This window comes from Curtobacterium sp. MCLR17_054 (genome assembly GCF_003234335.2).
Taxonomy (GTDB): Bacteria; Actinomycetota; Actinomycetes; order Actinomycetales; family Microbacteriaceae; genus Curtobacterium; species Curtobacterium flaccumfaciens.
The window spans coordinates 3003391-3017139 of the sequence record NZ_CP126263.1 but is presented as its reverse complement, the minus strand read 5'-3'; the positions used below and the strand labels follow the sequence as shown (position 1 = coordinate 3017139).

The following is a 13749-nucleotide window of genomic DNA, read 5'->3' as shown; positions in this document are numbered from 1 at the left end:
CATGCACGACACCTGTCCCCGACGATGGAGCCCTGCGTGCCGGAGCCGACCCACCCCGCCTTCCCGCTCGAACACGTGCGGGCGGTGGGCGACGACATCGTGGCCTCCGTCGCCACGGTGATCGACGGCAAGGCGGAAGCCATCCGCACGGCCCTGACGGTGATGCTCGCCGAGGGGCACCTGCTCGTCGAGGACGTCCCCGGTGTCGGCAAGACCGTGCTCGCCAAGGCGCTCGGCGCCTCGGTCGGCGGGTCCGTGAACCGCATCCAGTTCACCTCGGACATGCTGCCGTCCGACGTCACGGGCGTGAACATCTTCGACCAGTCGTCCGGCACCTTCCGGTTCTCGCCCGGCCCGGTGTTCGCGAACGTGGTCATCGGCGACGAGATCAACCGCACCAGCCCGAAGACCCAGTCGGCCCTGCTCGAGGCGATGGCGGAGTCGCAGGTCACCGTCGACGGCGTCACGCGCCCGCTCGACCGGCCGTTCATGATCGTCGCGACGCAGAACCCGATCGACATGGAGGGCACGTACCCGCTGCCCGAGGCGCAGCGCGACCGCTTCATGGCCCGCATCGCGATGGGCTACCCGAGCGTCGACGCCGAACGGCAGATGCTCGCGAACCGCGGCGGCAGCGACCCGCTGTCGCGCCTGCGGCCGATCGTCGACGTCACCACGCTGCGGGCGATCATCGAGACCGTCGCCGGGGTGCACATCGCCCCCGACGTCGAGGCGTACATCATCGCGATCGTCCGGTCGACGCGCACCCACCCCGACCTCGTGCTGGGTGCGAGCCCCCGCGCGACGCTGCACCTGGCGCAGGCGGCTCGTGCGCACGCCGCACTGCTCGGCCGCCCGTTCGTCACCCCCGACGACGTCGCGACGCTCGCCCCGATCGTGCTCGCGCACCGGCTCGTGCCGGTCGCCCGTGGGCTCGGCGGCACCGGCGAGGACACCGTGCGCGAGATCGTCGTCCGCATCGTCTCCGACACCGCCATCCCGTTCACGGCCACCCCCGTCCGCTCCTGATGGCCGGTCCATCGGCACCGCCGTCGCTGCTGCGACGCGTCGGTGCCGCGCGGTCCACGGCGGCACGATTCGGTCGCCGGGGGCTGTCGTTGGCCCGACGCACCCCGTTCCCGCGCCCGACGATCCGGGGCTGGACGGTCATCGCCGTCGGCATCGGCCTGGTCGGCGGCGGTCTGGTCGGCACCACGAGCGTCGCCGTCACGGCCGGCCTGCTGCTGCTCGTCCTGGTCGTGCTCGGCATCGTGATGGCGTTCGTCGTCGCCACCCCGCTCCGCGGCAGCCGCAGCACCGCACGGGCGATCGTCCAGGTGGGCGAGGTCTACCGGGAACGCATCACCCTCGGCAGCACCAGCCTGCGGATCGGCCCGCGGGCGACGCTGCTCGTGCGCGAACAACTCGAGGACGCCTTCGCCAGCCTGGCCGAGGCGGAGACCTACGCCGAGGTCGGGCCGAACCTGCCGCCGGCAGTGCTCGACGTCGAGGCACTCGCGATGCACCGCGGCCGCTCGCTGGTCGGACCCGTGACGATCCGGGTCGAGGACCCGTTCGGCCTGCTCCGCATCGATCGTCCCGTCGTCCCTGCTGAGGAGGTCGTCGTCGTCCCGGCCTCGGCACCCCTCGGGGCGATCGACGCCGGGGCGCTCGCCGGTGCGGTCTCGGCCGACGAGGGACGGGTCGGACAGGGTGGTTCTGCCGACGACAGCGAACTCCGCCCCTACCGACCGGGTGACCCGATCCGCCGGGTGCACTGGGCCCAGAGCGCTCGGCGCGGGGAACTCCACGTCCGCCAGACCACCCAGGCCCAGCCCCCCGAGGCCGTGATCGCCCTCGACGTCCGGCGCGAGTCCTACCAGCGGCTCGGCCGAGAGGACCTCGCCGAGCTCTCCGACCTGGGCGGCGACCAGGCCTTCGAGCACGCCGTCGTGGTGGCCGCCAGTGTCGCCCGCGCGCTCGCAGCCCGGACCTCCCGTGTCGTACTCGTGTTCGACGGTCCCGAAGGCGCGACCCGGCACGCGGGCGACGTCGGTGGGCTCACCGACGTGCTCGTCGGGCTCGCCGACGTCCGGCTCCGCTCCGACGCCCGCGAAGTCACCGACGTCCTGCCCGAGGTCCGCGGCCGCGACGTGCACGGCATGACCGCCGTCGTGACGGGCACCTGCACCGCGGAGGAAGCCGCCGAGCTCGTCAGCGCGACCAGCGGGTCGAGCCGCGGCATCCTGGCGACGATCGTGCCGCCGGACCCGGCCGTGCGGGGCATCCTCGACCGCGGCGGCTGGCGGACCCTCGTGGTACCGGTCGTCGGCGCGACGCCGTCCGGAGCCGCCCGGTGACCGGGGTGAGCGCACCGGCGCGTGGCCGTGCCGACGTGCGCGAGATCCTCGACCGCGACGACGACCTGCGTGACGTCCCGAGCGCCTGGGTCGTGGCCCTCGCGCCGGTGCCCGTGCTCCTCGCTGCCCTCGCCATCCGGCCGCTCGTGCAGGGCATCGCCTGGTGGGCATCGGGCGTCGTCGTCGTCGCCGTGCTCGTCGCCGTGATGCTCGCGGTGCGCCGCCAGACGCCCGGCATCAGCTTCGTCGTCCTGGTCGGCACGGTCATCGCCTGCTCGTGCGCCGCCGCACTGGTCAACGACATCCAACCGCTCGGGTGGCTCGACGCCGACGGGGCCCTCGGGGAGACGCTCGCGGCGATCCGCCTGAACCCCGCACCACTGCCGCAGACCGACGCGATCCGGCTCGTCGTCACCGCGTCGATCGGCTGGGTGGCGGCGGTCTCGCTGTTCCTCGCCGCCATCGCGCGGATCCCGTCGCTCGCCGCTGCGCCGGCCCTCGTCATCCTGATCGTGCCGGGTGTCATCACCGGGCAGCCCGCCGGCACCCCGCTCGTCATCACCACGGCGGTGGCGTTCCTCGCCCTGCTCTGGCTGTCCGTGCGTCCGGTGCAGCGCGCACTGCCGGCCGCGGTCGTCGGGGCGATCGGGCTCGTCGTGGCCATCGGGCTGCCGACGATCGTGCCGCTCAACGCCAGCTGGTTGTCCGGCGTGACCGGTGCGATCCAGTCGCCGATCCAGCCCGGACGGCCCGGCACCCTCCTTGAACTCGGCAACGACCTGCGCCGTCCGAGCGAACTCGAGGTGTTCCGCTACCGCTCGTCCGACGGGCAGCCCGAGTACCTCAAGCTCGCCGACCTGGACGAGTTCGGCACGGGGGACTGGGTGCCGACCGTGACGAACGCGGCCGAGGCCGACACCGCCGACGAACAGCAGTGGGCCGAGGGCGTCAACCCGCGCCTGGCAAGCCGCGGCGACGTGACCGTCCGGATCACCGGGCTGTCCAGCACCTACCTGCCGGTGCCGTCAGGTGCGGTGTCGATCGAGTCGCAGTCCACCAACCTCGACCTGTCGCAGTGGCGCTGGATGGGGAACTCGAGCACCGTCCGGTCGACCGGAGCCGCGACCGCCCGCGGGGCGATGTACGAGGTCTACGGGGCCTCGACGTTCGCCAACGACTACCTCGACGCGGTCGCCGCCTCGGGGGTGCTCGCCCGCTCCGACGGCCGTGGCTTCCGGGAGCCCAGCCGCCAGCAGCTGCGCACCGACCTCGCCCTGCCCGACGACCTGCCCGCCAACATCTCGACCACCGCGACCCGCGTCGCAGCAGCCGCGACCGACGACTACGGGCGGGCGCGGGCCCTCGAGCAGTGGTTCCGCAGTGACCTGTTCACGTACTCCGAGACCGCTCCCGTCGAGCAGGGCTACGACGGCGACAGCATGGACGTCGTCTCGACGTTCCTGAAGGTCCGCGACGGGTACTGCGTGCACTTCTCGTCCGCGATGGCCGTGATGGCCCGCACGCTCGGCATCCCCTCGCGCATCGCGGTCGGGTACCGGGCCGGGTCGCCGCAGCCCGACGGCGAGTACGCGGTGTCGAACCGGCAGCTGCACTCCTGGCCCGAGCTGTACATCCAGGGCGCCGGGTGGGTCGCCTTCGAGCCGACGCCCGACTCCGACGAGGCCGCGCCGTCCGAGGAGCCCTCGGCCTCGCCGACCGCGGCGGCACCGGAGACCCCGCTGCCGGCACCCGAGCAGACCACCCCGGCGGACGAATCAGCGTCACCGACCCCGTCGGCGTCCCCGGTTCCGGGTGCCACGGGTGCCTCCGGCACCGGCGGCGGAGGACCGGTCGGGCTGCTCGTAGGCCTGCTGCTCGTGCTCGCGGTCCTCGTCGCCCCGGGCCTCGTGCGTGCAGTTCGCCGTCGGTCGAGGCTGTCGGCGATCGCCGCCGGCCGGTCGCCCGCCGTGCAGGCGTGGCGCGAGTTGCTCGACGACGTCGCCGACCACGGGTACGCCCCGGGCCTCGCGCCGCCGGGTGACGCCGCCGCCGTGGCCCGGACAGCCCGAGCCGTGCTCGGACGCCTGCGTCCCGGGCTGCCGGAGTCGGTCGTGCCGCACCTGGACGCCGCGGTCGACGCGGTCGATCGTGAGCGCTTCGCCGCCGACGGGGCTGCATCGGTGGACACTCCGGCGTTGGAGCGTCACGTCCGCGACGCTCGGGAGGCGCTCGACGCCTCGGTCCCCACGGTGCGCGTCGTCCGGTCGCGCCTGTTGCCGCCGAGCCTGCTGCCGTCGTCCGCCTGGTCCCACGACGGGCCGAAGCCCCGCCGTCGGGATCGTCGCACGGCCTGACGCGGACGCGTGCCGGCTGGCGGGTGCTGCACGGTGCGGGGTTGGTCGGGTGGTGCGTGGTTGGTGGCTCGGTGCGGTGCTGTAGGCGGGCACGGGGCGGTCGAGCGGGCACGGGGTCGTGAACCTCGCACGGTGCGGGCTCTGTTGGGCGATGGCTCGGCGGGTGTTGCACGGTGCAGGGTTCGTCGGGTGGTGCGTGGTTGGTGGTTCGGTGCGGGGCTGTAGGCGGGCACCGGGCGGTCGAGCGCGCACGGGGTCGCGAACCTCGCACGGTGCGGGCTCCGTTGGGCGTCGGGTCGGAGGGTGTTGCACGGTGCGGGGTTCGTCGGGTGGTGCGTGGTTGGTGGCTCGGTGCGGGGCTGTAGGCGTGCACGGTGCGATCGAGCGGGCACGGGGTGGCGAACCTCGCACGGTGCGAAGCCCCGACCGCCGCGCCTCGCCGCCGCCCGCCGCCCGCGGCGCCCGCAAACCGCCGCCCGCGCCGCGGGGCACCGCGCGTCAGCGCCGGCGGATGACCGCCTCGACCAGGGTCGCGACGAGCTCGCCCGGATCGACCCCGGGCAGCGCCGGCGCGTCGAACACCAGGCCGACGTTCGCCCCGATGAGCACGGTCGCGAACTCCTCCGGGGTCATGCCGACCTCGACCTCGGGGTGGGCACCGAGCCACAGCCGCACCAGCTCGAGCACCCCGTCTTGCAGGATCCGGCGCTGCCGGATGAACTCGGGCAGCAGCTCCGGGTGCCGCACCGCGTACCCGCGGAACGCCGAGAGCAGCGCGAACTGCTCGCTCTGGTCGTTCTGCCCGAACGCGGCGCGCAGGACGTCCCCGACGTCGACGGCGGCGATGTCCGCGTGCACGAGTTCCTGCAGTGAGGCGAGCACGACGTTCGTGGACCGCTGCATGACCTGGGCGAGCAGGTCTTCCTTGGACGAGAAGTTCGAGTAGACCGCACCCTTGCTGAACCCCGCGCGTGCTGCGACGTCGTCGAGCCGCGCGCCGTACACACCCTGTTCGGCGAAGACCGCGGCTCCGGCGGCGAGCAGGCGTTCCCGGACCTCGGCGCGCGGAATGCGCTGGGTGGGGGAAGCGTCGTCGCTCATCGGTTGCTGCTCCGACCTGTGGTGGTGGTCGTCGGGGAGAGCATCGTGGTGGAGACCTGCCGCGCCGCGCGTCTGATCCCGCGCGGCATCAGCGAAGCCCCCATCCCCACGTCTGCTCGGAACCGGCGCGTTCGGGTCGCGTCGGTGCTGTGCGGACAGCGTTCACCGGGACCATCCCCGGCAGAACTGCCAGGACGATACCCGGCGGTACTGATCGTAGCGTCGCGGGGCCGCGGAGGACAGCCCCTCAGTCCTCGTGCTCTTCTCGGACACTGCCGGCACCGGTCCGACGGCCCGGGCGCCGGAGCAACCGGAGCGCGTCCGGTCGCAGGCTCCGACCCCGCCGGAGCAGCGAACCGAGGGTCGACTTCGGCTGCCAGTCACGGCCGTTCGGCAGCCCCCAGCCCCGGCGGACCGCTCCCCAGCGGAGCCCGAGCGACAGCGTGATCGCGAGCAGGATGCCGAGGGACGGCGACCCGAGCGCCGAGGCGATCACCATCACGGCCGACGCCGCGACGGCCACGGTGGCGTACAGCGCGTTCCCGCCGAACACCGCCGGTACCCGCCGCAAGAGCAGGTCGCGCATGGCCCCGCCGCCGACCGCGGTGATGGTCCCCATGATGATCGCGGCCGGCCAGTCGAGCCCGGCGTCGTAGGTGCGCTGCACGCCGACCACGGCCCAGAACCCGATCACGGCGGCGTCGAGCACGGTGAACAGCCGGTCCCACGTGAGCTCGGAGAACGACACGAGGAACGCGATGAGCGCCCCGGCGACGGCGACCGGCACGTACAGCGGGTCGACGAGCGCGACGGGTGGCCCGTTCTGCAGCAGGGTGTCGCGGAGCATCCCGCCGCCGAGTCCGGAGACGAACCCGACGACCAGGAACCCGAACAGGTCGAAGTCCATCGCGCGGGCGATGGAGCCGCCGAGCAGGGCGGACGCGAAGACCCCGGCGAGGTCGAGCACGTTCGTGACCGACGCCAGGCCGTCGACGGACAGCAGGTTCATGAGAACCATCAAACATCACGTCGCACGACTGGCGGGCCGTTCGGCGGTTAGGTTAGCCTCACCTTCGTCATGCTCGCCACTCTCGTCATCGGTCTCCGTGAAGGCCTCGAAGCCACGCTCATCGTCGGCATCATCGCCGCGTTCCTGCGTCGCAACCGCGTCCCGCTCACCCCGATGTGGTCGGGCGTCGGGCTCGCGGTGCTGCTCAGCATCGCCGTCGGCTTCGGGCTGCAGGCCGTCGAGCAGGCGCTGCCGCAGGCTCAGCAGGAGGGCATGGAGGCGGTCATCGGCATCGTCGCCGTCGTCTTCGTCACGGGCATGATCGTCTGGATGCGCACGCACGCGCGCACCCTGACCGCCGACCTCGAGGCCAGTGCGACCGCTGCCCTCGGCCGCGGCACCGCCTGGGCCCTCGCCGGCATGGCGTTCCTCGCCGTCCTGAAGGAGGGCTTCGAGACCTCGGTGTTCCTCCTCGCCACGTTCCAGGCATCGTCGGACACCGGCCTCGCCGCCCTCGGTGCCGTGATCGGCATCGCGGCCGCGGTCGTCGTCGGCTTCGGCATCTACACCGGTGGCGTCCGCCTCAACCTGTCGCGATTCTTCACCGGCACCGGGGTCTTCCTGGTCTTCGTCGCGGGCGGCCTGGTGTTGACCGTCCTCCGCCGCGCGCACGAGGCCGGCTGGATCGTCATCGGCCAGCAGCGCACCGTCGACCTGTCGTGGCTCGCGCCGAACGGTTCGGTGCAGGGGGCCCTGGTCACCGGCGTGCTCGGCATCCCGCCGGACCCGCGGGTCATCGAGGTGCTCGGCTGGGTCCTCTACGTGGTCCCGGTGCTGGCCCTGACGCTCTGGCCGCGCGCCTGGCGTCCGTCGCCGGACCGCGTGCCCCGGGTGCGCGCCGTCGTCGCCGGTGCACTCGCCGTGGCGGCAGCGGCACTCGCGATCGCCGTGCCGACAGGCGGGGTCGACCTGCCCCGCACCACCGCGGTCAGCGGCGACGCCAGCTCCGTCTCCGCCAGCGTCGACGGTGCGTCCGGCGTCCTCCGCGTGGCCGGCACCGGAACCGGCCAGGAGGCCCGAATCGCCCTGCCGACGTCGGCCCACCGCCGCGTCACCCGCGCGGGCGTGGCCGCCGACCGGTGGCGCGTCGTGCAGGACGGGAACACTGAGCAGGGGAGCGGTGCCGACCGTCCGTCGACGCTGACGCTCGACGACCTCGTCACCCTGTTCGGTCGCCTGCCCGTCGGGGTCTCCCCGTCGACGAACCCCGGCCCCTTCTCGGCGCGCTGGGCCGTGCGCGACACGGTGACCCTGTGGACCGTCCGTGGTGGGGTCCTGGACGCGACCCGCGACGAACGCGAGGTGCTGACGCTGAGCGGTGGGGGCCTCCCGTCCGCGCGCACCACGACCCTGGACCGCACCGTCTGGTCCGTCCCCGACGCCCGCGTCGAGCGGTCGGCCGCCTCGGTGGCCGCAGCGGACTCGCGATCAGCCGACCTGCTGCTCTGGAAGGCCTGGCTGCCGATCGCCCTCGGCATCGCGGCCGCCGCGCAGGCGCTGCTGGCCCTCCGTGACCGCCGTCGCCGGCGACTCCCCACCATCCCCACCCCCGACCCCGTCCCCGCTCGTGGCCCTCCGGCCGCGGACCCTGCAAGGAGCACCGACCATGTCCTTCGGTAAGCCCGTCCGACCCCTGATCACCCTGGGCGCCCTCGGCGCCGTCACCGCCCTCGCACTCACCGGGTGCGCCGGTGGGTCCACCGGAGCCGACGGCTCCGGCTCCGGCTCCGGCTCCGGCGACGCGAAGGTCTCCCGCGTCACCATCACGCTCACCAACGACGGGCAGGACGCCTGCGCGGTGTCCTCGACGAAGGTCCCCGCGGGCCCCGTCACCTTCACGGTCAAGAACGAGTCGTCGACCGCGATCACCGAGGTCGAGCTGCTGCAGGACCAGCGGATCCTCGGCGAGAAGGAGAACCTGGCACCCGGCCTCGACGCCGTCCGCTTCACCGCCACGCTGACCGGTGGGAAGTACCAGGTGTACTGCCCCGGCGCCGAGACCGAGCTGACGGACTTCACCGTCACCGGCAAGGCCGCGTCGACCGCGAACAGCAGTGCTTCGACCCTGCTCCGCGACGGGACGAAGGGCTACGCGACCTACGTCGACGGCCAGGTCACCGACATGGTCGCCGCGGTCGAGCAGATGCAGAAGCACATCGACGCTGGCGACCTCGACGCGGCGAAGACCGACTACGCGAACGCCCGCCCGTTCTACGAGCACGTCGAGAGCGACGTCGACGGCTTCGTCAAGAAGGGCTTCAAGGCCACCGACAACGCCGGCAACCTCGACTACCTGATCGACATGCGCGCCTCGAACCTCGACCCGGCCGTCGGCTGGAGCGGGTTCCACGCCGTCGAGAAGGACCTGTTCCAGGCCGGGAAGATCACCGCGTCGACCAAGCAGACCGCCGCGGACCTGACCGAGGACGTGCAGCTGCTCGCGAAGCTCGTGCCGACGCTCGACTACAAGCCGGAGGACCTGGCGAACGGTGCCGCCGGCCTGCTCGAAGAGGTGCAGTCGAACAAGATCACCGGCGAGGAAGAGGCGTACAGCCACATCGACCTCGTCGACCTCGCCGCCAACGTCGAGGGCGCCCGTCAGGCCTTCGCGTACCTCAAGCCGGGGCTGACCAAGCTCGACCCGACCCTGACGAAGCAGATCGCGAAGCAGTTCGACGCCACGAACACGCTGATGGACGGCTACCGCGACGCCGACGACCTGGGCGGTTTCGCCACGTGGGACGCCGCCACCAAGAAGTCCGACGCGAACACGATCTCGCAGCAGATCCAGGCGCTGCAGGACCCGCTGTCCCGCCTGGCCGAGAAGGTCGCGACCGCGTGACCGAGCCGGACGAGGCACCCCGCGCGGACGAGGCACCCCGGGCGAACGTCTCCCGCCGTGGTCTGTTCGGCGCCGGCCTGGCCGTGGCCGGCGCCGGGGTCGGCGCGGCTGCGGGCATCGGCGGCGCCACCGCGGCGACCGGCGTGAACCCGTTCACGGCGGCGACGAACGGCGACGAGTCGATCGATCTGTCGCAGAGCCAGCCGTTCTACGCCACCGCGGCCCGGCAGCCGCAGGGCGGGATCCGCACCACCCCGCAGCGGTACTGCGTCTACATGACGTTCGACCTGTCGACGACCGTCACGACCGAGCTGCAGGTGCTCCTCGCCCGCTGGTCGGCCGCGATCGCCCAGCTGCAGGCCGGCAAGACCGTCGGCAGCGTCGAACCCGCGCACGGCAACGGGGTCGGAGCCGACACCGGCGAGGCGCTCGACCTCGGGCCGGCGTCCCTGACCGTCACGGTGGGCCTGGGCCCCGGCGTCTTCGACGAGCGCTTCGGGCTCGCTGACCGCCGTCCGGCCTCGCTCGCCGACATCCCGACGCTGCCGAGCGACAACCTGCAGGAGGGCCTGACCGGCGGGGACCTGTCCCTGCAGGCCTGCGCCGACGACCCCCAGGTGGCGTACCACGCCGTGCGCGACCTGGCACGGATGGCCCGCGGCACCGCGACCGTCCGCTGGACCGTGCTCGGCTTCGGCCGGGCATCGGCCGGGCCGCACCAGAGCACGCCCCGCAACCTGATGGGGTTCAAGGACGGCACCCGGAACATCACGACCGACGCCGACCACGACCGCTTCGTCTGGCTCGACCGCGACGCCGGGTGGATGGCCGGCGGCAGCTACCAGGTGGTGCGGAAGATCCGGATGAACATCGAGACCTGGGACGCCGACGTCGTCAGCGACCAGCAGCGGGTGTTCGGGCGGACGAAGATCCAGGGCGCACCGCTCTCCGGCGGGCAGGAGCACACCACCCCGGACTTCCACGCGAAGGACGACGACGGTGCGACGAAGATCGACGCGACGTCGCACATCGCCCTCGCCGCGCACGAGGCGAACGGCGGCGTGAAGATCCTGCGCCGGCCGTACAACTACACCGACGGGCTCAACGAGTACGGCCAGCTCGACGCCGGGCTGCTGTTCATCGCCTACGTGAACGACCCGGACCACTTCACGCGCCTGCAGCGGAAGCTCGGCGCCTCGGACCGGCTGAACGAGTACGTCTCGCACATCGGCTCCGCGGTGTTCGCCGTGCCGCCGGCACCCCGCAAGGGGTCGTACATCGGCGAGCAGCTCTTCCGCTGAGCTGCGTCGCTGACCCGAAGGGGTGGGCGCCCTCCGCCGTTTCCCTGGAGGCGGAGGACGCCCGCGTCGCGGAGTCTCGCCGAACGGAACCACCGTCGACTTGCTGAAAGCGACCCGGCACGACGCGTCGCGGTGCGACAACCCCGAGAGTACCCCGCGGATCCGCGGATCCGCAGTGATCGACCGGGATGGGACAGCAACCGTGACCGCCGGGTCGCGCGAGGTGTGCGCCGGAGCTGTGCCGGGCCTCCTGGCCGACGCGAACGGGCCGCCTCACCAGGGTGAGACGGCCCGTTCGCGTGTGTGCCCGCAGGCTCGGGGTCAGTCCGTCAGGACCGTCGCGGCACGTCGTGCGCGGTTGCGGCGGAGGACCACGAGCGCCGTGATCCCGGCGAGCAGGAGCAGGCCCGCCGCGATCGCCGGAGCGGTCAGGTCCGCACCCGTGTAGGCGAGGTCGCCACCGGCGCGCGGGTCGTCGTCGGTCCCGCCGACGCCACCGATGCCGGCGTCGTCACCGCCACCCGCGCCGGGGCCGGGGGTGACCCCGCCGCCCGTGCCCGGGGTCGGGTCGACCGGGTCCGTCGGGTCCGTCGGGTCCGTGGGGTCGGTCGGGTCCGTCGGGTCGACCGCTGCGGCGACCGGGATCGTCACGGCGAGGGTGATGGTCTGGCCGGGCAGGGTGACCACGAGCGGTGCGTCCGTCGTGGCGACCGGCTCGGCCACCGCGGCGAGCGAGACGGAGCCGGCGGTGCGGGCGGCGGCGCGTGCCGCCGGGGCCTCGATCTCGGGGACCGTGACGGTCAGGGTCGCGCGACCCTGCTCGTCGTTCTTGTCGGTGATCGTCGGGTCGATCGCCGACGACGCCAGCTCCTTGCCGTCCGCGCTGACCGAGACGGTGCCGGCCTTCGCGGGGTCCTCGCTGCTGAACACGAGCGACGACAGGTCGAGTTCGATTGCGTCACCGGGCTGGAACCCACCGGCCGGGGTCGGCGTGACCGTGACGCCGACGGCGCGCTGGTCGACCTGGGGTGTGACCTTCTTGTTCGCCACGAAGTAGTCCACCTGGGCCTGCAGGTCGACCTGGCCGGAGTCGGCGACGTTCGTGCCGGTCGCGAAGGCGGCGAAGTTGTCGCCACCGGTCGACAGGAACGAGTTGACGGTCACCTTGAGGGTGTCGGTCAGCGCGATCGCCGTGCCGTCGAGGGTCATGCCGGTGATGCGCTCGCCGCGGCCCTTCGACGGGTCGTAGGTGTACGCGAAACCGTCCGAGACGCCGAGCTTCAGGAACGGACGCTCGAGGCCGTCCGGCTGCCACTGCTGCTCGAGGGCGTTCTTGATCTGCTGGCCGGTCATGTCCTTGGTCACCAGGGTGTTGGCGAACGGCTGGACGAGCGCGGCTTCCTTGTAGGTGACGGTGCCGTCCGGGTCGCCGGCTCCGCTGGACGCGTAGACCATGTCGGTGCGGAGCCCGCCCGGGTTCATGAAGGCGATCTTCGAGCCGTTCCGCTCGGTGGCGCTGCGCTGGACCTCGGCAATGTAATTGCCCAGGACGGACTCGCCGCCGCGGTTCTCGGCCTTGCGGTCGGACTGCACGGCGCGACGCAGGTCACCCGTGATCTCGCCGAGCTTCTCGCCGCCCTTGACGTCGGCGACGGCCTTCGCGGCGGTCACGATGTCGCTCACGGCGTTGACCGAGGTGGTGTCGGCGGGGACACGCTTGTCCTCGTTGACGGAGGTGACCGAGGACGTGATGCCGGTGAGCTGCTTGTCGGCGTCCACGGTGAGCTGCAGGTGGCCGAGGTTCACCCCGTAGGACCCGGCCTGGATCACCGGACGCTTCGTGCCGTCGGGGCCCGCGATGGAGTGGTTGTACGTCGCGTGGGTGTGCGCCGACACGATGGCCGAGACCTTCGACGAGACGCCCGAGGTGATCTTGCCGAAGGCGCCGGTGCCCGTGGCGTCGGAGAGCGCACTCGTGGTGGCCCCCTCGTGCACGAGCAGGACGAGCACGTCGGCCTCGCCGTTGTCGTCCTTGCCGTCGGTGAGCTGCTCGGCGTACCGGTTGACCTGGCTGACGATCGGGGCCATCGCGAGGCCCTTCACGCCGCCGGGGCTGACGAGCCCGGGGATGAGGTCCTCGGTGGTGGCACCGATGAAGCCGACCTTGACGCCGCCCTTCTCCACGATGGAGTACGGGGTGAAGGCGGGGTCGGTGGTGCCGGCCTTGACGATGTTCGCCGAGACGTACGGCCAGTCGGCGCGGTCCTCGATGCGGCCGGTCAGGTCGTCCTGGCCCTTGTCGAGCTCGTGGTTGCCGATCGCGCTGACGTCGAGGTCCATGGCGTTCAGGGCGTCGATCGTGGGGGAGTCCTGCTGGATGAGCGAGGTGAAGGTCGAGGCGCCCACGTTGTCGCCGACGCTGGCGAAGATCGTGTTCGGGTTGGCCTCGCGGTACGACTGCACGACGCCGGCGAGCTTCGCGGCGCCGGCGGCCTTGTCGGCGGCGGTGCCCTCGGACTCGATGCGACCGTGGAAGTCGTTGACGTCGATGATGTCGATCGTCGTGTCGCCCTCGGCGGCGACGGCTGCGGACGGGACGGACAGTGCGACCAGGACCCCGGCGGTGGCGAGGGCCGCGCCGGCGCCGAGGCGTCGTCGGGTCGTCGCACCGGCGGTTCCGGTGGTGTGGGAAGTGTTCATCGCCGTCGAACCTACGAAGACG

At 72.6% G+C, this 13749-nt stretch carries 9 protein-coding genes; 6 read left to right on the top strand and 3 right to left on the bottom strand.

All coding sequences use genetic code 11. The annotated features are described in order from the left end of the window. The first annotated feature begins 24 nt into the window (after window positions 1–24). From DEJ08_RS14255 to DEJ08_RS14245, 3 genes are all read left to right on the top strand, one after another. Window positions 25–1029 (top strand): AAA family ATPase, encoded by a 1005-nt coding sequence (locus DEJ08_RS14255; RefSeq protein WP_071406487.1) that lies wholly within the window; start codon window positions 25–27, stop codon window positions 1027–1029. Between the two features lie 89 nt (window positions 1030–1118). Further along, entirely contained in the window at window positions 1119–2360 is a 1242-nt protein-coding gene (locus tag DEJ08_RS14250) for a DUF58 domain-containing protein (RefSeq protein WP_146237770.1), read from the top strand. Then, window positions 2357–4714, top strand: coding sequence for a transglutaminase TgpA family protein (locus tag DEJ08_RS14245; protein ID WP_111055391.1), 2358 nt, complete (start codon window positions 2357–2359; stop codon window positions 4712–4714). The genes DEJ08_RS14250 and DEJ08_RS14245 overlap by 4 nt, the downstream gene beginning before the upstream one ends. Window positions 4715–5212: 498 nt before the next feature. Here the strand turns inward: DEJ08_RS14245 and DEJ08_RS14240 are convergent, their stop codons facing one another. Further along, window positions 5213–5815: a TetR/AcrR family transcriptional regulator gene (locus DEJ08_RS14240; protein WP_111038271.1), complete on the bottom strand. Its 603-nt coding sequence runs from the start codon at window positions 5813–5815 to the stop codon at window positions 5213–5215. 247 nt (window positions 5816–6062) lie between these two features. Continuing rightward, window positions 6063–6824: a trimeric intracellular cation channel family protein gene (locus tag DEJ08_RS14235; RefSeq protein ID WP_071406483.1), complete on the bottom strand. Its 762-nt coding sequence runs from the start codon at window positions 6822–6824 to the stop codon at window positions 6063–6065. Window positions 6825–6893: 69 nt separating this feature from the next. Between DEJ08_RS14235 and efeU the strand changes: the two genes are divergently transcribed. From efeU to efeB, 3 genes are read left to right on the top strand one after another with little or no spacing between them, the layout of a single operon-like run. Further along, complete coding sequence (efeU, locus tag DEJ08_RS14230; protein ID WP_284180474.1) at window positions 6894–8504, top strand: iron uptake transporter permease EfeU; 1611 nt, start codon at window positions 6894–6896, stop codon at window positions 8502–8504. Next, the gene (gene efeO / locus DEJ08_RS14225; protein ID WP_111055164.1) at window positions 8491–9726 is read left to right on the top strand and encodes an iron uptake system protein EfeO; all 1236 of its coding nucleotides are present in this window, start codon (window positions 8491–8493) and stop codon (window positions 9724–9726) included. Before efeU ends, efeO begins: the two co-directional genes overlap by 14 nt. Next, complete coding sequence (gene efeB, locus DEJ08_RS14220) at window positions 9723–11027, top strand: iron uptake transporter deferrochelatase/peroxidase subunit (RefSeq protein ID WP_111029889.1); 1305 nt, start codon at window positions 9723–9725, stop codon at window positions 11025–11027. Before efeO ends, efeB begins: the two co-directional genes overlap by 4 nt. 321 nt (window positions 11028–11348) lie before the next feature. On the opposite strand, the gene DEJ08_RS14215 is transcribed toward efeB, so the two are convergent. Continuing rightward, window positions 11349–13727, bottom strand: coding sequence for a bifunctional metallophosphatase/5'-nucleotidase (locus tag DEJ08_RS14215; RefSeq protein WP_111055163.1), 2379 nt, complete (start codon window positions 13725–13727; stop codon window positions 11349–11351). Window positions 13728–13749: the final 22 nt, after the last annotated feature.

Bases quoted from the DNA above. Each gene is read 5' to 3' on its own strand.
- DEJ08_RS14255 (WP_071406487.1), top strand. From the start codon at position 25: ATGGAGCCCTGCGTGCCGGAGCCGACCCACCCCGCCTTCCCGCTCGAA.
- DEJ08_RS14240 (WP_111038271.1), bottom strand. From the start codon at position 5,815: ATGAGCGACGACGCTTCCCCCACCCAGCGCATTCCGCGCGCCGAGGTC.
- DEJ08_RS14235 (WP_071406483.1), bottom strand. From the start codon at position 6,824: ATGAACCTGCTGTCCGTCGACGGCCTGGCGTCGGTCACGAACGTGCTC.
- efeU (WP_284180474.1), top strand. From the start codon at position 6,894: ATGCTCGCCACTCTCGTCATCGGTCTCCGTGAAGGCCTCGAAGCCACG.
- efeO (WP_111055164.1), top strand. From the start codon at position 8,491: ATGTCCTTCGGTAAGCCCGTCCGACCCCTGATCACCCTGGGCGCCCTC.
- DEJ08_RS14215 (WP_111055163.1), bottom strand. From the start codon at position 13,727: ATGAACACTTCCCACACCACCGGAACCGCCGGTGCGACGACCCGACGA.